The sequence below is a fragment of the Amycolatopsis sp. NPDC049868 genome (genome assembly GCF_044461365.1).
In the GTDB taxonomy this organism is placed as follows: Bacteria; Actinomycetota; Actinomycetes; order Mycobacteriales; family Pseudonocardiaceae; genus Amycolatopsis.
Genome location: NZ_JBITKV010000002.1, coordinates 507,433 through 529,005, shown reverse-complemented (window position 1 = coordinate 529,005; position 21,573 = coordinate 507,433). Strand labels below are relative to the sequence as shown.

26 protein-coding genes are annotated in these 21,573 nt (G+C 68.3%); 18 read left to right on the top strand and 8 right to left on the bottom strand.

Annotated features, from left to right (window positions below; genetic code table 11):
- Positions 1-28: 28 nt before the first annotated feature.
- Complete coding sequence (locus tag ACIBTM_RS10690) at positions 29-682, bottom strand: C39 family peptidase (protein WP_395876263.1); 654 nt, start codon at positions 680-682, stop codon at positions 29-31.
- Positions 683-840: 158 nt separating this feature from the next.
- Between ACIBTM_RS10690 and ACIBTM_RS10685 the strand changes: the two genes are divergently transcribed.
- Complete coding sequence (locus ACIBTM_RS10685) at positions 841-1,470, top strand: RNA polymerase sigma factor (RefSeq protein WP_395876782.1); 630 nt, start codon at positions 841-843, stop codon at positions 1,468-1,470.
- Positions 1,457-2,569, top strand: a complete 1,113-nt coding sequence (locus ACIBTM_RS10680; RefSeq protein WP_395876262.1) for a CU044_5270 family protein — start codon at positions 1,457-1,459, stop codon at positions 2,567-2,569. Before ACIBTM_RS10685 ends, ACIBTM_RS10680 begins: the two co-directional genes overlap by 14 nt.
- On the opposite strand, the gene radA is transcribed toward ACIBTM_RS10680, so the two are convergent.
- On the bottom strand, positions 2,566-3,924 hold the full coding sequence (gene radA / locus ACIBTM_RS10675; RefSeq protein WP_395876261.1) for a DNA repair protein RadA: 1,359 nt from the start codon (positions 3,922-3,924) through the stop codon (positions 2,566-2,568). The two genes, ACIBTM_RS10680 and radA, sit on opposite strands and share 4 nt — an antisense overlap.
- Before the next feature lie 111 nt (positions 3,925-4,035).
- On the bottom strand, positions 4,036-4,758 hold the full coding sequence (locus tag ACIBTM_RS10670) for a hypothetical protein (protein ID WP_395876260.1): 723 nt from the start codon (positions 4,756-4,758) through the stop codon (positions 4,036-4,038).
- Positions 4,759-5,055: 297 nt separating this feature from the next.
- Here ACIBTM_RS10670 and ACIBTM_RS10665 point away from each other — a divergent pair, with 297 nt between their 5' ends.
- From ACIBTM_RS10665 to ACIBTM_RS10615, 11 genes are all read left to right on the top strand, one after another.
- Positions 5,056-5,547 carry a CarD family transcriptional regulator gene (locus tag ACIBTM_RS10665; protein WP_005165253.1) on the top strand — a complete coding sequence of 164 codons (492 nt, stop codon included), beginning with the start codon at positions 5,056-5,058 and terminating at the stop codon, positions 5,545-5,547.
- Between the two features lie 59 nt (positions 5,548-5,606).
- On the top strand, positions 5,607-6,257 hold the full coding sequence (locus tag ACIBTM_RS10660) for a 2-C-methyl-D-erythritol 4-phosphate cytidylyltransferase (RefSeq protein ID WP_395876259.1): 651 nt from the start codon (positions 5,607-5,609) through the stop codon (positions 6,255-6,257).
- A complete protein-coding gene (ispF, locus tag ACIBTM_RS10655) occupies positions 6,254-6,724 on the top strand; it encodes a 2-C-methyl-D-erythritol 2,4-cyclodiphosphate synthase (protein WP_007028591.1) in 471 nt (156 codons plus the stop codon). The genes ACIBTM_RS10660 and ispF overlap by 4 nt, the downstream gene beginning before the upstream one ends.
- 29 nt (positions 6,725-6,753) lie before the next feature.
- The gene (locus tag ACIBTM_RS10650; protein ID WP_395876258.1) at positions 6,754-7,149 is read left to right on the top strand and encodes a PPOX class F420-dependent oxidoreductase; all 396 of its coding nucleotides are present in this window, start codon (positions 6,754-6,756) and stop codon (positions 7,147-7,149) included.
- Positions 7,150-7,162: 13 nt separating this feature from the next.
- Positions 7,163-7,558, top strand: a complete 396-nt coding sequence (locus tag ACIBTM_RS10645) for a PPOX class F420-dependent oxidoreductase (RefSeq protein ID WP_395876257.1) — start codon at positions 7,163-7,165, stop codon at positions 7,556-7,558.
- A gap of 106 nt (positions 7,559-7,664) precedes the next feature.
- Positions 7,665-8,351: an HAD family hydrolase gene (locus ACIBTM_RS10640; RefSeq protein ID WP_395876256.1), complete on the top strand. Its 687-nt coding sequence runs from the start codon at positions 7,665-7,667 to the stop codon at positions 8,349-8,351.
- Between the two features lie 46 nt (positions 8,352-8,397).
- Complete coding sequence (gene cysS / locus ACIBTM_RS10635; RefSeq protein ID WP_395876255.1) at positions 8,398-9,789, top strand: cysteine--tRNA ligase; 1,392 nt, start codon at positions 8,398-8,400, stop codon at positions 9,787-9,789.
- 35 nt (positions 9,790-9,824) lie between these two features.
- Positions 9,825-10,781 (top strand): 23S rRNA (guanosine(2251)-2'-O)-methyltransferase RlmB, encoded by a 957-nt coding sequence (gene rlmB, locus ACIBTM_RS10630; protein WP_037335364.1) that lies wholly within the window; start codon positions 9,825-9,827, stop codon positions 10,779-10,781.
- An 85-nt stretch (positions 10,782-10,866) separates the two neighbouring features.
- Positions 10,867-12,300: an MBOAT family O-acyltransferase gene (locus ACIBTM_RS10625; RefSeq protein ID WP_395876254.1), complete on the top strand. Its 1,434-nt coding sequence runs from the start codon at positions 10,867-10,869 to the stop codon at positions 12,298-12,300.
- A 12-nt stretch (positions 12,301-12,312) separates the two neighbouring features.
- Complete coding sequence (locus ACIBTM_RS10620; RefSeq protein WP_395876253.1) at positions 12,313-12,657, top strand: hypothetical protein; 345 nt, start codon at positions 12,313-12,315, stop codon at positions 12,655-12,657.
- A gap of 9 nt (positions 12,658-12,666) precedes the next feature.
- Complete coding sequence (locus ACIBTM_RS10615; protein WP_395876252.1) at positions 12,667-13,146, top strand: HIT family protein; 480 nt, start codon at positions 12,667-12,669, stop codon at positions 13,144-13,146.
- Here ACIBTM_RS10615 and ACIBTM_RS10610 read toward each other — a convergent pair.
- Complete coding sequence (locus tag ACIBTM_RS10610; RefSeq protein WP_395876251.1) at positions 13,038-13,793, bottom strand: alpha/beta fold hydrolase; 756 nt, start codon at positions 13,791-13,793, stop codon at positions 13,038-13,040. The two genes, ACIBTM_RS10615 and ACIBTM_RS10610, sit on opposite strands and share 109 nt — an antisense overlap.
- Before the next feature lie 87 nt (positions 13,794-13,880).
- On the opposite strand from ACIBTM_RS10610, the gene ACIBTM_RS10605 reads away from it, so the two are divergent.
- The 5 genes from ACIBTM_RS10605 to ACIBTM_RS10585 all read left to right on the top strand — a co-directional run bounded on the left by ACIBTM_RS10605 (position 13,881) and on the right by ACIBTM_RS10585 (position 17,679).
- Entirely contained in the window at positions 13,881-14,441 is a 561-nt protein-coding gene (locus tag ACIBTM_RS10605; RefSeq protein WP_395876250.1) for a TetR/AcrR family transcriptional regulator, read from the top strand.
- Positions 14,438-15,043 carry a transglutaminase family protein gene (locus ACIBTM_RS10600; protein ID WP_395876249.1) on the top strand — a complete coding sequence of 202 codons (606 nt, stop codon included), beginning with the start codon at positions 14,438-14,440 and terminating at the stop codon, positions 15,041-15,043. The genes ACIBTM_RS10605 and ACIBTM_RS10600 overlap by 4 nt, the downstream gene beginning before the upstream one ends.
- Before the next feature lie 192 nt (positions 15,044-15,235).
- The gene (locus ACIBTM_RS10595) at positions 15,236-16,240 is read left to right on the top strand and encodes a hypothetical protein (protein WP_395876248.1); all 1,005 of its coding nucleotides are present in this window, start codon (positions 15,236-15,238) and stop codon (positions 16,238-16,240) included.
- Between the two features lie 40 nt (positions 16,241-16,280).
- Entirely contained in the window at positions 16,281-16,919 is a 639-nt protein-coding gene (locus ACIBTM_RS10590) for a hypothetical protein (RefSeq protein ID WP_037335344.1), read from the top strand.
- A gap of 67 nt (positions 16,920-16,986) precedes the next feature.
- Entirely contained in the window at positions 16,987-17,679 is a 693-nt protein-coding gene (locus ACIBTM_RS10585) for an HD family phosphohydrolase (protein WP_395876247.1), read from the top strand.
- Here the strand turns inward: ACIBTM_RS10585 and ACIBTM_RS10580 are convergent.
- From ACIBTM_RS10580 to ACIBTM_RS10565, 4 genes are all read right to left on the bottom strand, one after another.
- The gene (locus tag ACIBTM_RS10580; RefSeq protein ID WP_395876246.1) at positions 17,676-18,281 is read right to left on the bottom strand and encodes a hypothetical protein; all 606 of its coding nucleotides are present in this window, start codon (positions 18,279-18,281) and stop codon (positions 17,676-17,678) included. The two genes, ACIBTM_RS10585 and ACIBTM_RS10580, sit on opposite strands and share 4 nt — an antisense overlap.
- A gap of 131 nt (positions 18,282-18,412) precedes the next feature.
- Positions 18,413-19,069, bottom strand: coding sequence for a class II aldolase/adducin family protein (locus ACIBTM_RS10575; protein ID WP_395876245.1), 657 nt, complete (start codon positions 19,067-19,069; stop codon positions 18,413-18,415).
- Complete coding sequence (locus ACIBTM_RS10570; RefSeq protein ID WP_395876244.1) at positions 19,066-20,514, bottom strand: FGGY family carbohydrate kinase; 1,449 nt, start codon at positions 20,512-20,514, stop codon at positions 19,066-19,068. Before ACIBTM_RS10570 ends, ACIBTM_RS10575 begins: the two co-directional genes overlap by 4 nt.
- On the bottom strand, positions 20,511-21,545 hold the full coding sequence (locus ACIBTM_RS10565) for a 2-hydroxyacid dehydrogenase (protein WP_395876243.1): 1,035 nt from the start codon (positions 21,543-21,545) through the stop codon (positions 20,511-20,513). The genes ACIBTM_RS10570 and ACIBTM_RS10565 overlap by 4 nt, the downstream gene beginning before the upstream one ends.
- Positions 21,546-21,573: the final 28 nt, after the last annotated feature.

Genomic DNA, 21,573 nt, shown 5'->3' with positions numbered 1-21,573 from the left:
ATCCAGAGGACGAAACGCGGGAGGGGGATCAGGCCGAGTAGCCCTTCGGCGGGATCAGGGTGGCGAGCTGGTTGAAGGTGAGCCAGTAGATCTGGTTGCCGCCGAAGTTGGCCGGGTCGGCGATCTTCACCGTCATGTTGTCGCTGTTGTAGCCGATGACCGTGAAGTAGTGGTAGATCGTGTAGTTCGGGTAGCCCGGCGGGTGGTTGTTCGCCGGGGCGACGATATTCGCGACGATCGCGTAGCCCTTGTCGATGTCCAGCACGATGTCGCGCCACAGCAGGTCGCGCTGCGCCTGGGTCGGCGGGTCGTTCGGCATCTCCTTGGTCTCGTACCAGCCACCGGCGACGTGGTTGTTGAGGACGCGGGTGACCTGCCCGATCCAGTCGGTGCCGTTGGTGGTGGTCGGCAGCTCGTTCGCGAGCTGCTGCTGGCTCGGCGGGTTGCCGTTCTTGGCCGAGATGGCGATCCGGGTGGCGGCCGGGCCGCACCAGTAACCGGTCTCCTGGATCTGGTACTGGATGTTGAGCTCCGCGGCCGCCCTGACCCCTTCGACCTTGGCGGGCGGCGCCATCGACTTCACGTCGACGGCATTCTCACCTTGAGCGACGGCCACCGCCGGAGCGGTGATCAACGCGGACGCCGCGAGCGCGGCGACGACCACGGTCCTGAATCGACGCATGATAATCCTTCCCCAGTTTCACTTTTTAATGGTGAATAGCGAACATGATCGCCGGTCTCGCGGCTTTTGTCTGCGGCTTCACCTGCGCTTTCCCCGGTCGGCCCACGACGAAAGTAGGATCGGATGAACGCTGGATGGGGTATCGGGCAATAGCGATCGTGCAGGTGATGAAAGACGATCACGAGCAGGCCGGCTCGCGTGGACTGGACAGGCCGGATCTCGGTGGCCCCGATCCCGCACCCGTCTTCGGCATGCTCTTCGACGCCCACGCGGCACCGCTGCAGCGCTATCTCGCGCGCCGCGTCGGCACCGAGACCGCGCACGACCTCGTCGCCGAAACGTTCCTCGTGGCGCTCCGCCGGCGCGAGACGTACCGCCCGGAGGCCGGGACGGCGCGGGCGTGGCTCTACGGCATCGCGACGAACCTGCTTCGCCATCATGTCCGCACCGAAATGCGGGCCCTGAACGCGACGGCCCGGCTCGCGGCCGCCGACCAGACGGTCTCGGCCGGACACGACGGCCGCGTCGCCGAGCGGGTCGACGCCCAATCCCGCGCGGCCCAGCTGGCGGGCGCGCTGGCCGAACTGAGCGTCGCGGACCGCGACACCCTGCTGCTGGTCTCGTGGGCGGGCCTGGATCCCGGCGAGGTCGCCGAGGCGCTGGGGATTCCCGCCGGGACGGTGAGATCGCGGCTGCACCGGATCCGGAGATGGCTGCGCGCCAACGCTCCGGAGTCCACAAAGGACGGACGAAACAGAGAGGAGGAGGGCGAAAGTGCACGGCGATAGCATCAGGAAGGTGTGGTCGGAGGCCGAACTCGACGAGGCGCTGGCCGACCTCCACGCCGAACCGGAAACCCGGCGGGACGAACTGTCCCGTGCCAGGGCGGCGCTCCTGCGCGCCGCCGGCGAGGTCGAGGACGAACTGCTCCCGACGCTCGCGCCCCCGGCGAGGAAACGGCCCGGCGCGTGGCGATGGATCGCGGCGGCGGCCGCCGCCGCACTGGTGTCCGGCGGTGGGATCGTGGCGACGAACGCCTTCACCGACGGCACGGCCCCCGCGGACCGCACGGTCACCGCCTCGGGTGAAAACGCCCTCGAATCCCTCCACGGCGACGACTTCCCGCTTCGCGACGATCAGTACCGGCTCGTCACGGAATCCACCTGGACCACGCGCGTCACCAAGTCCGGGCTGGTCTATCAGACCCACGAGATCCTCGAACGCTGGCTGCCGGTCCCCGGCTGGCAGCCGGTCAAGACCCGGTTCACCGGGACCGGCGAGATCCGCTGGCTCAAGGGCGACTACCAGACGGCGATGAGAAACGGCGAAGTGCTGCCGGGCCCGTCGTCCTCGGTCACGGTGAACGACATCCCGCCGCCGACCACCACTACGTCGCCGGCACCTCCGGCCCTCCCACCGCAGGACCGCCTGCCGTCGGAGAGCGGATGGACGCACCCCGCCCCGGACTTCCTCAAGGAACTTCCCATCGACCCCGGGAAGATGGCCGAGCGGCTCCGCCACGACGGCATCTGGCCCGACGGCCGCCCCTCGGGACAGCCGAACTCGGCGCCCGAGATGTTCGAGATGGCCTTCAACGTGCTCCGCTCGTCCCAGGGCTTCGGCGCGCAGCGGGTGGCGCTGTGCAAAGCGCTCGCGACGATGCCCGGAATCGTCCTGGAGACCGTGGCCACCCCCGACGGGCGGCCCGCGTTGTCGTTCTCGGTCACGCTGCCCGACCGGACACGCACGTTCATCGTCGACCAGGCGACGGCGGCCGTCGTCGGGAGCCGCGCCGTCCGGGCGAACGACAAGAAGGAGGGCTGGCCGGGGCTGACCTTGTTCGACACGAAGATCTCGGTGGTGATCACCGACGACGACGGCCCCTAACGGGCATGCTTGGCGGCGTTGAGCGCGCTTCCGACGTCAGCGACCTCCAGCACCCGGATACCCGGCGGGATCTTGCCGGAATCCGGCGGCACCAGCGCGTAGGTGAAGCCGAGCCGGGCGGCCTCCGCGAGCCGCCGCCCGACGCTCGGCACCCGCCGGACCTCGCCCGAGAGCCCGACCTCGCCCATCGCGACGAGTTTGGGCGAGAGCGGGGTGTCCCGCGCCGACGACATCAGCGCCAGCACCACCGCGAGGTCGATACCGGGCTCGGTGATCTTCATGCCGCCGACCGTCGCGACGTAGACGTCCTTGTCGCCGACCTTGATGCCCGCCCGCTTCTCCACCACGGCCAGCACCATCGCGACACGGGCCGAATCGAGGCCGCTCACCGCGCGCCGGGGCTGCGGTGACTGGGTCGCCGACACCAGCGCCTGCACCTCGCCCAGCAGCGGCCGCTTGCCCTCCATGGTCACCGTGACCGCGGTGCCCGCGACCGGCTCCGCCGTGTGGCTCAGGAACAGCCCCGACGGGTCGGGCACGCCTACGATGCCCTCCTCGACCAGTTCGAAGCAGCCGATCTCGTCGGCGGCGCCGAAGCGGTTCTTGATGCCGCGCAGCATCCGCAGCGTCGAATGCTTGTCGCCCTCGAACTGCAGGACGACGTCGACCAGATGCTCCAGCACGCGCGGCCCGGCGACCGAACCGTCCTTCGTGACGTGGCCGACCAGCACGATCGGCAGCCCGCGTTCCTTGGCCAGCGCGACCAGCCCGGAGGTGACCGCGCGGACCTGGGTGACCCCGCCCGGCGCGCCCTCCACCTGCGGAGAGGCCATGGTCTGGACCGAGTCGACGATCAGCACCCCCGGCTTGACCGCGTCGACGTGGCCGAGGATCGCGGAGAGATCGCTCTCGGCCGCGAGGAACATCTCGTCGTGGACGTTGCCGGTGCGCTCGGCACGCAGGCGCACCTGCCCCGCCGACTCCTCGCCCGTGACGTACAGCGCGCGGCCCGCGGTGGCCGCCCACTGGTAGGCGACCTCCAGGAGAAGTGTCGACTTCCCGACACCGGGCTCCCCGGCGAGCAGGATGACCGCGCCCGGCACGAACCCGCCGCCGAGCACCCGGTCCAGCTCGGAGACGCCGGTGAGCTTCGCGCGCGCCGTCTCGACGTCGACCTCGCCGATCGGACGCGCCGGGGCGCTGGGCGCACCCGCCGCGACCCTGGCTATCGCCGGGCGGGCGTCGCCGCGTTCTTCGAGCGTTCCCCACGCCTGGCATTCGGGGCAGCGCCCGACCCACTTCGGCGCCTCGTACCCGCATTCACCGCAGCGGTAGGTGCTGCCTTTCTTGGCCACCCCGCGAGGCTAGCGGCCACCACCGACAAACCCCGGGAGCGACAAGTACATGAAGGCCCCCTTCACTGCGCTAGACGCAGTGAAGGGGGCCTTCATGTACTTACGAGAGATCTAGTGCCCGCCGCCTTCGGCCTTGGGCTTCTCCGGCGCGGGTGCCCGGCTGCCCGGGTGCGACGGCGCCGCGACCGGCAGGTCGACGGTGATCGAGCCGGAGTTCTTGAAGACGAAGGTGACCTTGATGGTCTGGCCCGCCCACACCGGCTGCTTCAGCCCCTGCAGGACGATGGTGGCCTTGCCCACCTGGTCCGGCGCGTTGGTCTGCTCCGGGCCCGCGGACGGCGTGACCGTCCCGGCGGAGCTCGACGGGGCACCGGAAGACGAGGGCGCCCCCGACGAGGACGGCGCGCCCGAGGACGACGCCGGCGCGGAGGACGGGGCGCTCGTCGGTGCGACCTCCTTGGTCGACTCGACCGCGTCGGACGGGCCGATCACGAGCGCGTGGCTCGCGGCGACGACCTTGGAGCCGGTGATCTTGGCGTCACCGGTGGCGGCTTCGGAGGAGACCGAGACGAGCTCGTCGTCCAGCTTGCCCTGGTTCACGATGGTCAGCGTCAGCGGCGCGGCGGCACCGGCCGGGTAGGCCTGCCCCTCGGTCGGGAACTGGAGCGCGGCGTTCCGCAGCACCAGATCCTTCGCCTGCGCGTACGTCCCGTTGACCGCGGGCTGCTGCGAGTCGGTCTGGGTGATCTGACCAGCACCGCAGCCGGCGAGCACGAGCGCGGCGCCGAGCGCCAGCACACCTGCGCCGAACACGCGACGATTCTGCAGCCTCACGTCGGAGTCCTTCCATCTCACGGCCTCTTCACCGCGAAGACTAGCCGGGCGCCTTCACGGGCCAAGAACCCGGTGCGTGTTGGCACCCCACCAATGCGGTGACGTGCCCAAGATCAACCGTCCACAAAGGATTTGGAAATCGTTCGCTTCTCACCAGCGTGAGCATGGGCGAATTGGGTTTGTCAACCCCCGGGCGGACCACCGTCAGGCCGCTGACCTGCGACGACGATCGCGGGCCACTAGGTGGGCCTCGTCGGCACGTGCTAAGATGAATTCAGCGAAAGGGGCAGAGGACACATGGTTTTCAAGGTCGGAGAGACCGTCGTCTACCCGCACCACGGTGCCGCACTCATCGAAGCCATCGAGACCCGCGTGATCAAGGGCGAGGAGAAGAAGTACCTCGTCCTCAAAGTCGCGCAAGGGGATCTTACGGTTCGCGTGCCCGCAGACAACGCCGAGATCGTCGGCGTTCGCGATGTCGTCGGGCAAGAAGGACTGGACAAGGTTTTCGACGTTCTGCGTGCTCCGCACACCGAAGAGCCCACCAACTGGTCTCGTCGGTACAAGGCCAACCTCGAGAAGCTCGCCTCCGGCGATGTGAACAAGGTGGCCGAAGTGGTGCGCGACCTCTGGCGGCGAGAGAAGGACCGCGGACTTTCAGCCGGCGAGAAACGCATGCTGGCGAAGGCGCGGCAAATTCTGGTCAGCGAGCTGGCGCTCGCGGAGGGCACCGACGAGGACAAGGCTGAAGTCCTCCTCGACGAAGTTCTGGAAACCGCGGCAGTCTGAACCGGCGGGTGTCCCACGCCAGGTGAGGCTGCGGGGGATACCTCTACGATCGCGCACATATGAGCACCGTCCATATGAGCACAATCGTGTTCGTCACTGTCGTTCGACACCATGCCTCCGACGCGGAGCTCGCTCTCGCGCCGGTCAATGGTGAAGCGCTACTCACGCACACTGTGCGGGGGCTGCTCGCACTGCCGGATCTCGATCTGGTGGTCGTAGCGGCCCCCGAGCGGTGTGCTGATTCGTTTTCGGCCGCTTTGAGCGGCTTCGAGGAGCGTTGCCGGATAGTACCCGGCTCGTCGCTCAAGCATGCTTTCGACATCATCGAAAAAGAGATCACCGGGAATCCGGTCTTCCTCGTGCACGACGCCTTGCGCGCCTTCACTCCCCCGGACACGGTCCGTGCCGTCGCGGACGCGGTCCGTGCGGGCTCCCGCTTCGTGGTTCCAGTACTGCCGATGGCGGACACCGTGAAGGTGACTGATGCGGCGAAAGTGATTACAGGGACCGAAGACCGCGCACATCTGCGTACGGCGCAAACCCCCCTCGGCTTCACTCGTGAGACTTTTCTCTCGTATGTCGACAAGCCGTCTCTCGACGGCGCGCACACCGTCGCCGGGCACCCCGATGCGATGCGCGTCACCAACTCGTTCGAACTGAAGCTGGCCGAGGCGATCGCCCGGGCCGGGGAAGCAGAGGAAACCCTGTGAGGATCGGGAACGGCGTCGACGTCCACCCCGTCGAGGCGGGCCGCGAATGCTGGATCGCCGGGCTCCTCTGGCCCGGCGTCGACGGTTGCGCGGGCCATTCCGACGGCGACGTCGCCGCGCACGCGTTGTGCGACGCGCTGCTGTCCGCGGCGGGGCTCGGCGATCTCGGCGCGGTGTTCGGCACCGGCGATCCGCGGTGGGCCGGCAAGCACGGCGTCGAGTTCCTCGCGGAGGCGCGGCGTCTGGTCGAGGCGGACGGCTGGACCGTCGGGAACGCGACCGTCCAGATCGTGGGCAACGCGCCGCGTGTCGGGAAGCGCCGCGAAGAGGCGCAGAAGGTGTTGAGCGAGGCCGTCGGCGGGCCGGTGAGCGTCTCCGGGACGACGACCGACGGACTCGGCCTGACCGGACGCGGCGAGGGCATCGCGGCGTTCGCGACGGCCCTGCTGCTGCCCTCGCAGGAATAGCCGCGGCCGGAAGCCGGTTCGGGTCTGTCATGGCAGTCACACTTCCCGAACCGGTCCGTGAACTGGTGGACGGCAAGAACTTCGCGACCGTGGCCACGCTGGACGCCGACGGCGGCCCGCAGACCTCGATCGTCTGGGTGGGCATCGACGACGGCGATCTGGTCTTCAGCGCCACCGAAGACCGACTGAAGGTGCGGAACCTGCGTCGCGACCCTCGCGCGAGCGTGTCGATCACCGACGCGGAGAACCCGTACCGGCACACGCAGCTGCGCGGCACGGTCACGATCACCCCGGACCCCGGGAAGACGTTGCCGAAGACGCTCAGCCACAAATACCTCGGCCAGGACCCGCCGCCGGAAGGCCCGGAGGTCGAACGGGTGATCGTCCGCCTCCAGGTCGAACGGATCGCCGGGAACGTTCGTTGACTAGGCTCATCCCATGGGTGTGACCTTCAACGACGCGACCAAGAAACTCCTCGACGGCAACAATTTCCCGATCCTCGCGACCATCAACGCCGACGGCTCCGCGCAGACGTCCGTGCTGTGGGCGAAGCGGGACGGCGACACGGTGATCTTCGCGACCGTCCGCGGCCGTCTCAAGGAGCGGAACATGGCCAGGGACTCGCGGGTGTCCGTCTCGGTCTTCGACCAGGCGAACCCGTACGACTACGTCGAGATCCGCGGGACCGTGGAGATGACCGACGAGGGCGGGCGCGAGCTGATCAACGAGCTGTCGCACAAGTACCTCGGCAAGGACTACCCGGAGGAGCCGGCGGAGGTCGTCCGCGTACTGGTCCGGATCACGCCCACCAAGATCACCGGCAACGCCGCCTGACGCGCGCCATGAACGGTCCGTTCCTTGCAAATTTTGCAAGGAACGGACCGTTCATCTCACACGCGAGGGCGGCAGGAACCCCACGATCGTGGCTAATGTGGACCTCGTGACCTTTCGCGCTGTGTTGTTCGACTTCTCCGGCACGGTCTTCCGGCTCGAACAGGACGAGACCTGGCTCGCCAACCTCACCGACCACGAGGGCGAGAGCCTGGACATCGAAGCCCAGACCGAACTGATGCGCCGGATGACCGCGCCGGTCGGCCAGGTCGTCGATCTCGACGAGGAGCACCTGTACGCCTGGAACCACCGCGACCGCGACCCGGTGCTGCACCGGAAGGTGTACCTGGAGGTCCTCAAGCAGTCCGGGGTGCCGCACGCCGACCAGGCCGTCGCGCTCTACACCCGGCTGATCGATCCCACCCAGTGGACGCCGTACCCGGACACCGAAGCCGTCCTCAAGGGCGTCTCGGGCAAGGGCGTGAAGCTCGGGGTGCTGAGCAACATCGCCTTCGACATCCGTCCCGCGTTCGGCCGCCGGGGCTGGGACGCCTACGTCGACGAGTTCATCCTGTCGTTCGAGGTCGGAGCGGTGAAGCCGGAGCCGGAGATCTTCCGCGCGGCCGTCGAGCGGCTCGGCGTCGACCCGGCGGAAACGCTCATGGTCGGCGACAGCGAGGAAGCGGACGGCGCCGCACGCGAGATCGGCTGCGCGTTCGCCCTGGTAGAGCCGCTGCCGACGACGGAACGGCCGGACGCCCTGCTCAGCGCCCTGCGCGCCCATAACGTGCTGTAATACGGTCACTGCGACACCGCTCACGCCGACCCCGTACCCTTTTAGGGTGGCACTACACCTCTATGACACGGCGACCCGGAGCGTGCGGGAATTCCATCCCGCCCGTAGCGGAACGGCGTCCATGTACGTGTGTGGTGCCACCGTGCAGGGCGTACCTCATATCGGCCACGTCCGCGGCGCGCTGAACTACGACGTCCTGCGTCGCTGGCTCGTCCACAGTGGACTCGACGTGCTGATGGTCCGCAACGTCACCGACATCGACGACAAGATCCTCACCAAGGCCGCCGCGGCGGACCGCCCTTGGTGGGAGTGGGCGGCCACGCACGAGCGCGCCTTCGAGTCGGCCTACGAGGCGCTGGGGTGCTTGCCGCCCTCGATCGCTCCTCGGGCGACGGGACACGTCACGCAGATGGTCGAGCTGATGCAGCGGCTGATCGACGGCGGGCACGCCTACGCCTCGGGCGGCGACGTGTACTTCTCGGTCAAGGCGTTCGACGGCTACGGCGACCTCTCCGGCCAGAAGCTCGACGAGGTCCAGCAGGGCGAGAGCCTCGGCGAGGGCAAGCGCGACCCACGCGACTTCACACTGTGGAAGAGCGCGAAGCCCGGCGAGCCGTCGTGGCCGACGCCGTGGGGTTCCGGCCGCCCCGGCTGGCACCTCGAATGCTCGGCGATGGCGACCGCGTACCTCGGCGCCGAGTTCGACATCCACGGCGGCGGCGTCGACCTGGTGTTCCCGCACCACGAGAACGAGCGCGCCCAGTCGAACGCGGCGGGTGACCCGTTCGCGCGGTTCTGGCTGCACAACGCCTGGGTGACCATGTCCGGCGAGAAGATGTCGAAGTCGCTGGGCAACACGGTCTCGATCCCGGAGATGCTGCGGAACTACCGCGCGCCCGAACTGCGGTACTACCTGGTCCAGCCCCACTACCGGTCGACGATCGAGTACTCCGACGGAGCGCTCACGGAGGCCGCGCAGGGCTACCGGCGGATCGAGCAGTTCCTCCGCCGGACCGCGAGCAGCGCCGGCGCCGTGCACCTCGGCGAGATCCAGCCCGGGTTCGCCGCCGCTCTCGACGACGACCTGGCCACCCCGCAGGCGTTCGCCGTGCTGCACAACACGGTCCGGGACGGTAACGCGGCCCTCGACGCGGCCGACAATTCCAAGGCACTCGAAATCGCCGCCTCCGTGCGCGCGATGACCGACGTGCTCGGCCTCGACCCGCTCTCCGCGCGCTGGTCCGAGGCGGGCGGCAATGAGACGCCCACCCGGCAGGCGCTGTCCGATCTCGTGGAAGGGCTGCTCACCGAACGGCAGCAGGCCCGAGCCGACAAGGACTTCGCCCGTGCGGACGCCGCGCGTGACCGCCTCCAGCAGGCGGGCATCGTGGTGGAGGACACGCCGAACGGTCCACAGTGGACCGTCAAGGACGTCTGACACTTACTCGGTTTCTAGCTCAAGGATTCTCACTGATGGCAGGCAACTCCCGGCGCCAGGGCGCTATTCGCAAGCCCGGCACGAAGAAGGGTCAGGTCGTCGGCTCCGGCGGCCAGCGCCGGAAGGGCCTCGAAGGCAAGGGCCCGACGCCCAAGGCCGAGGACCGGCCCGGCCACAAGGCGTACCGGATGGCCAACGCGCGTGACCGCAAGGACCAGGCGCGGCAGAAGAAGGCCGACAAGCCGGAGCTGATCGCCGGGCGCAACCCGGTGGTCGAGGCGCTGCGCGCCGACGTGCCCGCGACCGCGCTGTACGTGGCGATCAACATCGAGATCGACGACCGCGTCAACGAGGCCGTCCGGCTCGCCGGCGACAAGGGCATCTCGATCCTGGAGATCCCGCGCGAGGAACTGGACCGCAAGACCAACCGGGCCATGCACCAGGGCCTCGGCCTCCAGGTCCCGCCGTTCGTCTACGCCGACCCGCGCGACCTGATGGCCGTCGCGAAGGACTCCGGGCAGACCCCGCTGTTCGTCGCGCTCGACGGTGTCACCGACCCGCGCAACCTCGGCGCGGTGATCCGGTCGGCCGCCGCGTTCGGCGCGCAGGGTGTCCTCCTGCCGGAGCGGCGCAGCGCGGGGATGACCGCGGTCGCGTGGCGGACCTCCGCCGGCACCGCGGCCAAGCTGCCGATCGCCGTCGCGACCAACCTCACCCGTCAGCTGAAGGCGTGGAAGGACGAGGGCCTGATGGTCGTCGGCCTCGACGCGGACGGTTCGGTCGACATCGACGAACTGGACCTCGCGGCGGACCCGCTGGTCATCGTGCTCGGCTCCGAAGGCCGCGGCCTGTCCCGGCTGGTGCGCGAGACCTGCGACGCGACCGTCTCGATCCCGATGGCGGCCGGCGTCGAATCGCTCAACGCGTCGGTCGCGGCCGGGGTGCTGCTGGCCGAGGTGGCGCGCCGCCGACGGCTCGCGGGACGTGTCTGACCCCGCACTTCGTCACACGGTGCGGGGTGGTCAGGCTAAGGTCACCAGCGGATAACGCGTAACCGCCCTGGGGGACCCCGCACCGATGTCGTTCATTTCACCGCTGTTCCTGTGGTACTTCATGCCGGCGGTCCTGCTCGCCGTGCTGGTGTGCCCGCGCAGCTGGCGGAACGGCATCGTCGCGGTCGGCAGCCTGATCTTCTACGCCACCGGCGCCGGGCCGTACACGCTCGTACTGCTCGGCTGCATGGTGGTCAACTTCCTCGCCGGGCCCGCGCTGGAGCCGAACGCCTGGGACCTGCAGAACAAACGGCGCAAACGGCTGCTGCTCGGCGTCATCGGCCTCAACGTCGGCATGCTGCTGATCTGGAAGTACGCGGGATTCGCCACCCAGCAGATCGCGGCCGTGACGCATTGGTTCGGCGGCGGCTTCCCGGTGGCCGACCTGGTCATCCCGATCGGCATCTCGTTCTACACGTTCCACCACATCTCCTACGTGGTGGACATCTACCGCGGTGAACGCCGCGCGCTGCGCGACCCGGTTTCGTTCGCCGCCTACATCGCGATGTTCCCGCAGCTGGTGGCCGGGCCGATCGTGCGGTACCGCGAGATCGCCGACCAGCTGCCGCAGCAGCGGTCGCATCGTCTCGACGACATCGCCGCCGGTTTCCCGCGGTTCGCGCTCGGGCTGTGCAAGAAGACGATCATCGCGGACTCGCTCAGCCCGATGGTGGACGCCTGCTTCAACACACCTCCGGATCAGATGACCTTCGCGATCGCCTGGCTCGGCGCGATCGGGTACACGCTGCAGCTGTTCTTCGACTTCTCCGGGTACTCCGACATGGCGATCGGGCTCGGCCGCATGCTCGGTTTCCGGCTCCCGGAGAACTTCGCGAGACCGTACTCGTCGGTGACCATCACCGAGTTCTGGCGACGCTGGCACATGTCGCTGTCCCGCTGGTTCCGCGACTACGTCTACATCCCGCTGGGCGGTAACCGCACCGGCGCCGGGCACACGTACCGGAACCTGTGCATCGTGTTCGTGCTGACCGGGTTCTGGCACGGCGCGCAGTGGACGTTCCTGATCTGGGGCATCTACCACGGCGCGCTGCTGATCGTGGAACGCGCTTTCGGCTACGACGTCACCCCGAAGAGCCAGGCCGCCCGTATCGGCCGCCGCGCGCTGACGCTCGTGCTCGTCGTCTTCGGCTGGGTGTTCTTCCGCGCCAAGGACCTGCCGCACGCGCTCGGCATGATCGGGCACATGGTGCTGCCGGACTTCACCGGCCTCACCGACGTCGTCGAGAGCGCGGTGACCAACCAGCGGCTGCTCATCCTGCTGTGCGCGCTGGCGATCGTGTTCCTGCCCGCGCATCCGGTGACCGGGCCGCTGCTGGAATCCTCGCGGAGCCGCCCGGCCACGGCGCTGCGGATCGGCGTGATGACCGTCGGCCTGGTGTACGCGGCCATCCTGATCGCGACCGGGACGTTCAGCCCGTTCCTCTACTACCAGTTCTGAGGGAGCCCGAAGATGAGCGACCTGGCCGCCCAGCCCGGAGTGATCCCGTACGTGGACAACCACGACGGCCCCCGCCGGCTGCTCACCATCGACATGCGTCCCTTTCCCAGCATGAGGCTGACCTACGTGCCGTTCGCGAGCATCGACGGCAGGCAGTACGTGGTCTCGTGGGGGTCGGTCATGTTCGAAATCCCCGCCGACCGGAACGTGCACGTCAGCGTCCACATGCAGACCAACTACGGGGCCGGGTCCAGTGCGACGCCGTTCGCCTCGATCGTCTTGGCGCCGCATCACGGGCCGGTCCGGCTGGCCACCCAGCTCACCAGCCAGGGCGGTTCGATCCTCCCGGTCGGCTAGCTTGGCCTCATGACCGACGGCTGGAAGCGGGATCGCATCGGTTCGGCGTTGCGCGGGGAGAACCCGACCGTGCTGCGGCGCCTGGACGCGGGCTTCGCGGTGATCGGCGATACGCAGTTTCTCCCGGGCTACTGCGTCCTGCTGACCGATTCCCCCGGCGTCGGCAGGCTGAGCGATCTACCGCGGCCGCGACGGCTGGAGTTCCTGGCGGACATGGAGACGCTCGGCGAGGCGGTCGAAAATGTCTGCGCGCGAAGGGATCCGGGCTTCCGCCGGGTGAATCTGGAGATCCTCGGCAATACGGATCCGTTCCTGCACGCGCATGTCTGGCCGCGTTACGACTGGGAACCGGCCGACGTGGCAGGGCGGCCGGTCTGGCTCTATCCGGTGGAAAACTGGGCCGCTTCGCTCGGCTCCGAGCACGACTCGCTGCGCTCCGAACTGACCGGCGAGATCGACAGGCTGCGGGCCGCGTCGAGCACCAGCTGAGCGAACTCCTTGCCTCGCACCATCGGCAGGTAGTGCCCCGCCTTCGGGACGTTGACCAGCCTGCCGTCGGCGCAGGCGTCGAGAAAGCGGCGCTCATGGCGCCTGAAGTGGTCGCGTGAGCCGTTGACGAGCCAGGCCGGGCCCGGGTAGGCCGCCAGTTCCGCGAGTACGTCGAAGTCCGCGAAGGCCTCGGCGACGTCCGGAATGACCTCGGTCGCGATGCCGCCGCCGATCACCGCGTCGGCGAGTTTCGGTGGAAGGGCGCTGCGGAACTGCCATCGGCTCAGCCGTTCGCCCCGGTCCGGCAGCCGCGTGAGCAAGCGGTGCGCCACGCGAAACGGGGTCTCCAGCGCTCTGCCGGGCAGGAAGGTCGAGCCCGCGACGACGAGGCCTGCCACACGCTCCGGATACCGCGCGGCCGCGGCGATGGCGAGATAGCCGCCAAGGGAGTGGCCGACGACCAGCGCGGGTTCGTCGATCGCTTCGGCGACCGCGCCCGCCGCCGCGGCCAGGGTGAACCGCTCGCCTCGCCGGGTGCCGTGGCCGGGTAGATCGACTGCTTTCGCGGGATGTCCGAGCAGTTCGAGTTGCTCGGTCCAGGCGGCGCCGCTGAGCCGGATGCCGTGGACGAAGACGACGGGGACCATGGATTGCCTCCTATTTGCAACGCACCGTTGCGTTGCAAAGTACGCGCGATCGTCGCGCAACGCAACGGTGCGTTGTAGTGTTCTCCGGTGACCACTCGGAACGGCCCTCGCAAGGCGGAGGCGATCTTCGCCGCGACCCTCGAACTCCTGGCGGAGCACGGCTACGACAAACTCGCCATCGAGGCCGTCGCCGCCCGGTCCGGCGTCAACAAGACGACGTTGTACCGCTGGTGGCCGTCGAAGGACGCGCTCCTGGCCGCCGCGCTGCGCGATTCGGGCCTGTTCGCCGTCGACGTCCCGGACACCGGCAGCCTGCGCGGCGATCTTCTCGCCGTGGCAACGCAAATCCACCGGCTGCTGACCTCGGAGCGCACCGCGCCGGTCGTCACGGCGGCCCTGACCGCGGGCCCCCGGCGTCCGGAACTCGGCGACGTGGCACGGAGTTTCTTCGCCAACCGCATGGCACGCGAGGAACCGATCTTCGAACGCGCCACGGCGAGAGGCGAACTGCGTGCCGGCGTCGATCCAGTGCTGATGATGGATCTGCTGGCGGGGGCGATCTGGTTCCGGTTGCTGCTGCGCGGCGGCGAAGCCGATCCGAAATTCCTCGAAGAGGTCGTCGACACGATACTGGGCGGTGCCGCGTGAAAATCACGCTGAAGATCGAATCCGAGCGGCTCGAAGATTATCTCGCCGCCGACGCGATCGTCGATCACGATCATCCGCTGATCCGCGAAACGGCTGACAGCCTGTCACCGACCGGCGGCACCGAGATCGACGTGATTCGTTCGATGTTTCACTTCGTGCGCGACGAGATCGCCCATACGGTGGACGCCGCCGATTCCCGCGTCACCCTTATGGCGTCCGAGGTTCTGCGTGAACGGGTCGGACTCTGCTACGCGAAGGCCCACCTGCTGGCCGCTTTGCTTCGCAGCCAAGGCATCCCGGCGGGGTTCTGTTATCAACGGATCGGCGTCCTGCACGGGCTCAACGCCGTGTACCTCTCCGGTCCGGACCACTGGATCCGACTGGACCCGAGGGGCAACAAAAATGGCGCGGACGCGCACTTTCCTTTCATACAAGCGAGTCGCCCGGAAGACGAGCGGCTCGCCTGGACGCTGGACCCGTCGAAGGGCGAGATCGACTTCCCCACGGTGTACACCGCACCGTCTTCGGCCGTCGTCGAAACCTTGTCGTCGGCGAAGCCCGGTCCCGCATGGTACGAAGGAATCCTTCCGCACGCTCCGTGAGTGGTTTTTCCGCGATCCGGCGAAACCTCCGATGCGAAACCGGCATCGCCGAGCGTCACATTCGTTGTTGGTCTCTTTCCCCCGAATTTCTTATTTCGACATTGTCACGATGCGCGTAGAGTAACTCCCCGCACTCGAACAGATACGCACTGCGTTCGTCCGTTCGGGTGCTGATCAAGGAGGTGATCCCTCGTGCCCGCGGAAGCCGACCGGCTCCGCCGTACCCCGTTGCAAGAGATCTTCTGGACCAGGACGAGTCTTCTGCTCACGGTACTGGTCGTCGTCGCGGGCCTCAGCCTGTGGATCTCCAGCATGATGGATCCCGGCGCCGGCAAGACACTGCTCACTTCATTGGGCACCGGCACCCTGATATCCGCGGTGGTCGGCTTCGGCCAGACCCTGATCACCGCCACCGCGTCACAGCGCGCGATGGTGACCCCGGTGATCGAGGAAAGCCGACGCGCGCTGGAAGCGCTCAGCGCCGAATACCGTTCGCTCAACAAGGAATTCTTCCCCACCCACGTCTTCGAGGCGACCACCGATCCGGATCCGTTGTTCAACCGGATCATGACCGAAGACCTCGACGTGACCAGGCACTACTTCTTCCGCGGGTTCTCCGGAAGGCACGCCGCGGCCCGATTGCTGTTGTCCCGCACCGAAAGGGAGCTTCGCGTGGTCATCGCCGACCCACGCGACGAGGGCGCGATCGGTGGCAGGGCGCGCTATCTCCTGCGCAGCGAAGAAGCGGGCATGGACTACGAGACGATCCGGTCGCGGCTCAACGACGAGATCAGCATCGGCCTGGTCGGGCTGTTCCTGGCGCGCAGCCGGTGCTCGCTGGTGGACATCACCGTCGTCGCCGACCCGCCCTTGGACCGGCTCGAAGTGTTCGACGAGAGCGTTTGGGTGACCTTGTACAGCGACATCCGCGGCGCCACCACGTTGTATCCGCGAACGCTGCGGTTCAGCGAAGGTTCCTTTCTGTACAACAAGGAACGTTCGGAGTTCCTGCGCGTTTCACAATCCCGGTCCGGACGACATTTCCGCATCTCCACCACGACGACGCGGGCGGATTTCCTCGCCCTGTACGAAAAGATCACCGGCTCTCCCCTGTCCGAAGAGAACTTCCTCGAACTGGAAGGGAAATTTCATTCCTTCCGGAAGGAGTTCACCACCCTCGCCGAGTTGAACCCCTGACCTCTCGGCGTCGCAGAGCACTAGATTTGAGGAGCTGAAGTTGCTCACTCGCTTGTCCCCCCTCACCCAGCTCTCCGCGCTGCTCCGGACCACGGACCTGCCGCTGGCGCAGCACTGGCAGATCGTCGACGGGATCTTCCGGGACTGGACCTCGCGACCGGAGCTGCGCGACGACCTCCGACGGCATTTGGATTCGCTGAGCCCGGACGAGGCGAGCGCGGTACTCGAGCGGTCCCGGGAGACCACCACCCATTTCGCCTGGTGCCTGCTCGATTGCCCGACAGATCCCTTTTCGGTCTGGCTGCACGAATACAAGGCGCCGGAGGACTGGCGTGAGGGGTACGCCGATTCCGTGCACAATCACAGATATCACTTCTGCACCACGATCCTCCGTGGTAACTACGTCCACGAGCGTTATTCGACCCTGCGCGACCAGCTTTCCGGATTGATCACATCGGTTCGGTTACGACGTAGCACGCTGTGTCAGACCGGGTCGGTAGGCGTCATGTACGCGGACGAGTTCCATCGGATTCCCGAGGCCACCGAAGGGACTATGACGTTTTTGGTGAAATCACGCCCAGTGAGCGAGTTCAGTCTTTCCTTCGACCCGAAGACCGGGACAGGGCATCGTCACGTTCCGGTTGAGGTCCGATTGGGGGACCTCGCCGGCCGCATCTAACTACACACCGCCGTCGAAGGCGCATACCATTACTCCACCCGTCTCCTAAACGGGATCGGAGAGGTGTATGCGCGCGCGAAAGAGCACGATTCCTTCCCATACCATTGACGCCGTCGAGCAGCACGTCCGGCGACTGTGCTGGCGTTATGCGGACAAACTGCAGTTCCACGGCTGGCACCACGTGAGTTTTGTCCGGGCCAAGGCCGCGGGGTTCGCCGACCACAACGGCGCGGATCGCACCGTCGTCGAGGTGGCGGCACTGGTGCACGATGTGAACTACATCGTGCTCCGGAACTCCCCCGCGGCCGCCGGACGAGATCTTCGGATGGACATCCTGCGGGAATGCGGTGTCGAGGAGCACGTGGGCCGCTGGGTCGACGACATCATCGACGAGGCCGAAATGGCCACCAGAGGCCGCCACATCTCGCTCGAAGCTCAAGCGTTGAGCGACGCCGACACACTGTTCAAGGCGCTGCCGGTGACGCCCGTCGTCCTCGCCCACCGCTACCTGCGGGAGAACGGGTTGAGCCTCCGCGAACTGGCACACAAGATCGTCGGCGAGCAACGCGACGTCCACGACAGTGGCTACTACTTCTACAACCCCAAAGCGGCGGAGAACTACTCCCGCTGGGCGTTGGCGAATCTCCAGTTGTGGCAATGCATCAAGGAAGCCGTCGACGATCCGACGGTCGTCGAGCTTCTCGACGCGGTGCACGCCGTGGACGCCACGGACTTCGAGGCCGAACCTGCCGCGTCCTAGACGCCTTGGCGAACCGGCCTGCGCCGCCGCCAGTACGCGAAGCAGACTGCTGCCAGCAACGGCCCCCACAGCAGGAGCGGCGCGTAGGTGAGTTCGAAGAAGGCGAGTTGCCAGCCGTGCATGGCATTCGAGGGATAGTCGGCCGGGAGCGGATCGCCTTGGATGGTGAGCCCGGACATCCCGGTGACGAAGGCGGTGGTCCACAGAACGGTCAGGATCGTGGCCCCGAGGGCGGCGGGCAGGATCGCGGCGAGGGGCCGCACTCGGCGGCCGCCGAGCAGCGGGATCCAGCGCGGGACGACCTCTCCCCAGGCGGCGATCAGTCCGATGGCGGTGAAGGCCAGCAGTTCGGAGACGACGGACAAGCCGATGATGTACACCGGCCCCGGCAACCACGACGGGAGCTGCCCGGCACCGTGTGTGGCGTCGTCGCCGATGTGGAAGACGACGGTCATGATCCGCCACAGACCGGAGGGAAGCACGACGAAGGGGATGGCGTAGGCGGCGATCCGGGCCCACCGGGGGACTCCCGGCACCGGGGCGTGCGCGTTGTGCCAGGCGGCGCGCAGTCGCCCGGGCGCGGCGGGTCGGTGGACAGTCATGCGTGCTCCTCGGACCATCGGATGCCGATCACTTGATCGGTTCCCACGATCACAGCCGCCGCTGCCCGCCGCGTCCCCCGCCGGATTGAGCCCGGCCCGCCTCATGGGGGAAGGCATGTCCCCCATGGGGCCTAGCGCTGTCCGTAGCCGCGAAGTTTCTCCACGACGTGCTCGATCTCGTCGGACGGGAGCAGGTTCGGCGTTCCGGCCGCCCGCGCCGTCAGCCATACCTGGCAGACCCACTCAAGCTGCTGTGCCCGGCTGTACGCCGAGCCGAGGCTGTCGCCGAAGGTGGTGGTGCCGTGGTTCGCCAGCAGGCAGCCCCGGCGGCCGTCCAGCGCCTCCAGCATGGCTTTGGCGAGCTCCTCGGTGCCGTACGTCGCGTAGGACGCGACGCGGGCTGTCGGACCGATCGCGGCGAGCATGTAGTGGATCGGCGGCACCTCGGTGACGAGGGTGGAGACCGCCGTGGCGTGCACGGAATGCGTGTGCACCACGGCGGAGACCGGCTTGCCGTCCGGATCCGCCGCCTCCCGGTACACCGTGAGGTGCATCGGGAGTTCGCTGGTCGGTTTGAGCGCGCCGTCGACGATTTCGCCGTCCAGGCCGACCACCGGGATGTCTTCCGGCCGCAACCCGGCGTAGTCGACCCCGGTCGGGGTCACCGCGACCAGTTCGCCCTGCCTCGCGGAGACATTGCCGGAAGTACCGACCACGAGCCCGTCGGCGGTCATCCGGCGGGCGAACTCGCAGACCGCCAAGCGTTCTTTGGCCAGGATCACCGTCATAACCTCCAAAGTCCGCGGGCCGCGGCCAGTGAGGCCTGATAGTCGGCGTAGCCCTGCTCATAGAACCCTACGTTCTCGGGCCGGACCTCGACGACACGTGCGCTCTCCGCCCAGAGTTCCCGGTCGACCGGTTCGCCGAGGGCGTCCGCCGCGACGATCACCGCGCCTCGCGCGCCGACGCCGGGATCACCGGGGATCACGATGGGCCGTCCGAGAACGTCGGCGAAGATACGGGTCCACTCGAGCGAGCGGACCCCGCCGCCGCAGGCGTACAACGTGCCGGTGAGCCCGGCCGCCTCGAAGCAATGCCTTGCCGCGTAGGCGATCGACTCGCACAGGGCCCGGACGATGTCACCACGCTCGCTCTCCAGGCTCAGCCCGGAGAACTGCGCCCTCGCCGAGGCGTCGACGAACGGCGCCCGCTCACCGGACGCGGAGAGGAACGGCAGCGCGCGGACACCACCCGCGCCGGGCCCGCTCGCGTCGAGCAGCGAACCGATCTCCTCGACCTCGATTCCGAACAGGCGGCACATCCAGTCGATCCCCGCCGTGCCGACCATCGCCGGCATCGCCCGCAGGAACTCACCTTCTTCCGGCGTGCAGAGGAACATCCCCGCGGGTTCGCCTTCCGGATCGAACTCCGCCGAGTCCGTCAGGACCTGGCAGGCGAGGGTGGTGCCGGCGGTGAGGATGCCGTCACCCGGCCGCCGTACACCGGCGCCGATGGCACTCGCGGGCAGGTCGAACGGCCCCGCGGTGACGGGCAGCCCGACCGCGAGACCGAGCAGCCCGGCTCCGCGTTCGTCCAAGCGGAACACGGTCTTCGGCGCCGCCGGCTCCACGAGCAGGCTCCGGCGGTGGGAGAGGCCGACGGCCGCGATGGCGTCTTCGTCGTATCGCCGGGTGGCCGGGTCGAGGAAGGGTAGCGAAGCATCCGACGCGTCGACCGTGATCTCGCCGGTCAGCCGCTGGAGTACCGCGTCGACGCAGTAGCCCGCCACCGCCGCCCGGTCGAGCGACTCCGGTTCATGAGTGTCCAAAAAGGACATGATGGCCGCGGCGCAGCCGGGGAACATTCCCGACGCGGTGCGGCGGAACACTTCCCTGGTCACTCCGCCGGCCTGCCATCGGGCGAGCAACGAGTTCGCCCGTCCGTCGAGCCAGGAGATCGCCGGCCGCACGGCCTCGCCGGACTCGTCGCGCAGCCACAGCCCGTCGCCCTGACCGGTGAGGGCCAGCGCGGTGACCGGACCGTCGAGCCCGGCGGCGACCTCGCGCACCACCGTCGCCACGGTGCCCAGGACCTGGTCGAGGTCTTGTTCGACCAACCCGCCCGGCAGATGGTGCACCTCGGACGTGGTGCACGCGCTCGCCACGGACATCCCGGCCTTGTCGAAGACGACCGCCTTGGTCAGTGACGTGCCGATGTCGACGCCGATGATCATGGCCGCAGGACCTCGGGGTTCGCCAGATTCGCCGGCGCCTCCCCACGGGCGTACCGGCCGACTTCGGCGGCGACGATGCTCGCCGCCCGCTCCGCCGTCTGCCTGCTGGCCCCGGCGAGATGCGGTGTCGCGATCACGTTCGGCGCGTCCCGCAGCGCCCAGTCCGCGGGCGGTGGCTCGACGTCGTACACGTCGAGCGCGAGCGCGCCGAGCCGTCCCGAGCGCAGGGCTTCCGGCAGCGGCGAGTAGTCCAGCAAGCCGCCGCGCGCGGTGTTGACCAGTACGGCGCCTTCCGGCAGCAACGCGAGCTTGGCGGCGTCGATCAGGTGCCGGGTCTCTTCGGTGAGCCGGGCGTGCAGGCTCACCACGAAGCTGCGGCGCAGCAGGTCGTCCAGTTCGACGAGTTCCGCCCCGTCGGCGCTGATCCGGGCCGGGTCGGCGAACGGGTCCGAGACCAGCACCTTCGCGCCGAACGCGACGAGCACCCTGGCCACCCGGGCACCGATCGCGCCGTACCCGACAAGGCCGACGGTGGTCCCGTCGAGTTCGAGACCGGCCTGGTCGTAGGCGTAGTAGTCGCCGCGCCAGGTGCCGCCCAGCAGTTCGGCCGAGGACGTCGAGATCCGGCGCATCGCGGCCAGGATCATCCCCACCGCGAATTCGGCGGCGGCACCGGCGTTGCGGCCGGGCGCGTACGTCACCGCGACTCCCGCTTCGGTGGCCGCCGCGAGGTCGACGTTGACCGGACCGCCCCGGCACACCGACACGAGTTTGAGCCCCGGCGCGGCCGCGAACACCTGTTTGGTGAAGGGCGCCATCTGGGTCACCACCACCTCGGCTCCCGCCAAGGCCTCGATCACCTGCTCTTCGGTGCCGCTGGCCTCGTGCACGTTCGCGACCGGACCGAACGGCTCCACCGGCCACGGCAGGGTCAGTTCCGAGAATTCGTGCCCGGCGCCGATCTCGGCACGGACGGCGTCGGCCAGCAGGCCGGTGCCGACGAAATGGTCTCCCGCAGCGAGTATCCGCAACTCTGCGTCCTCTCTCCGTGCCCGTTTC

Excerpts from the sequence above, each read along its gene's own strand:
- ACIBTM_RS10690 (WP_395876263.1), bottom strand. The coding sequence starts at position 682 with ATGCGTCGATTCAGGACCGTGGTCGTCGCCGCGCTCGCGGCGTCCGCG.
- ACIBTM_RS10665 (WP_005165253.1), top strand. The coding sequence starts at position 5,056 with ATGGTTTTCAAGGTCGGAGAGACCGTCGTCTACCCGCACCACGGTGCC.
- ACIBTM_RS10660 (WP_395876259.1), top strand. The coding sequence starts at position 5,607 with ATGAGCACCGTCCATATGAGCACAATCGTGTTCGTCACTGTCGTTCGA.
- ACIBTM_RS10650 (WP_395876258.1), top strand. The coding sequence starts at position 6,754 with ATGGCAGTCACACTTCCCGAACCGGTCCGTGAACTGGTGGACGGCAAG.
- ACIBTM_RS10645 (WP_395876257.1), top strand. The coding sequence starts at position 7,163 with ATGGGTGTGACCTTCAACGACGCGACCAAGAAACTCCTCGACGGCAAC.
- rlmB (WP_037335364.1), top strand. The coding sequence starts at position 9,825 with ATGGCAGGCAACTCCCGGCGCCAGGGCGCTATTCGCAAGCCCGGCACG.
- ACIBTM_RS10625 (WP_395876254.1), top strand. The coding sequence starts at position 10,867 with ATGTCGTTCATTTCACCGCTGTTCCTGTGGTACTTCATGCCGGCGGTC.
- ACIBTM_RS10620 (WP_395876253.1), top strand. The coding sequence starts at position 12,313 with ATGAGCGACCTGGCCGCCCAGCCCGGAGTGATCCCGTACGTGGACAAC.
- ACIBTM_RS10615 (WP_395876252.1), top strand. The coding sequence starts at position 12,667 with ATGACCGACGGCTGGAAGCGGGATCGCATCGGTTCGGCGTTGCGCGGG.
- ACIBTM_RS10610 (WP_395876251.1), bottom strand. The coding sequence starts at position 13,793 with ATGGTCCCCGTCGTCTTCGTCCACGGCATCCGGCTCAGCGGCGCCGCC.
- ACIBTM_RS10585 (WP_395876247.1), top strand. The coding sequence starts at position 16,987 with ATGCGCGCGCGAAAGAGCACGATTCCTTCCCATACCATTGACGCCGTC.
- ACIBTM_RS10580 (WP_395876246.1), bottom strand. The coding sequence starts at position 18,281 with ATGACTGTCCACCGACCCGCCGCGCCCGGGCGACTGCGCGCCGCCTGG.
- ACIBTM_RS10575 (WP_395876245.1), bottom strand. The coding sequence starts at position 19,069 with ATGACGGTGATCCTGGCCAAAGAACGCTTGGCGGTCTGCGAGTTCGCC.
- ACIBTM_RS10570 (WP_395876244.1), bottom strand. The coding sequence starts at position 20,514 with ATGATCATCGGCGTCGACATCGGCACGTCACTGACCAAGGCGGTCGTC.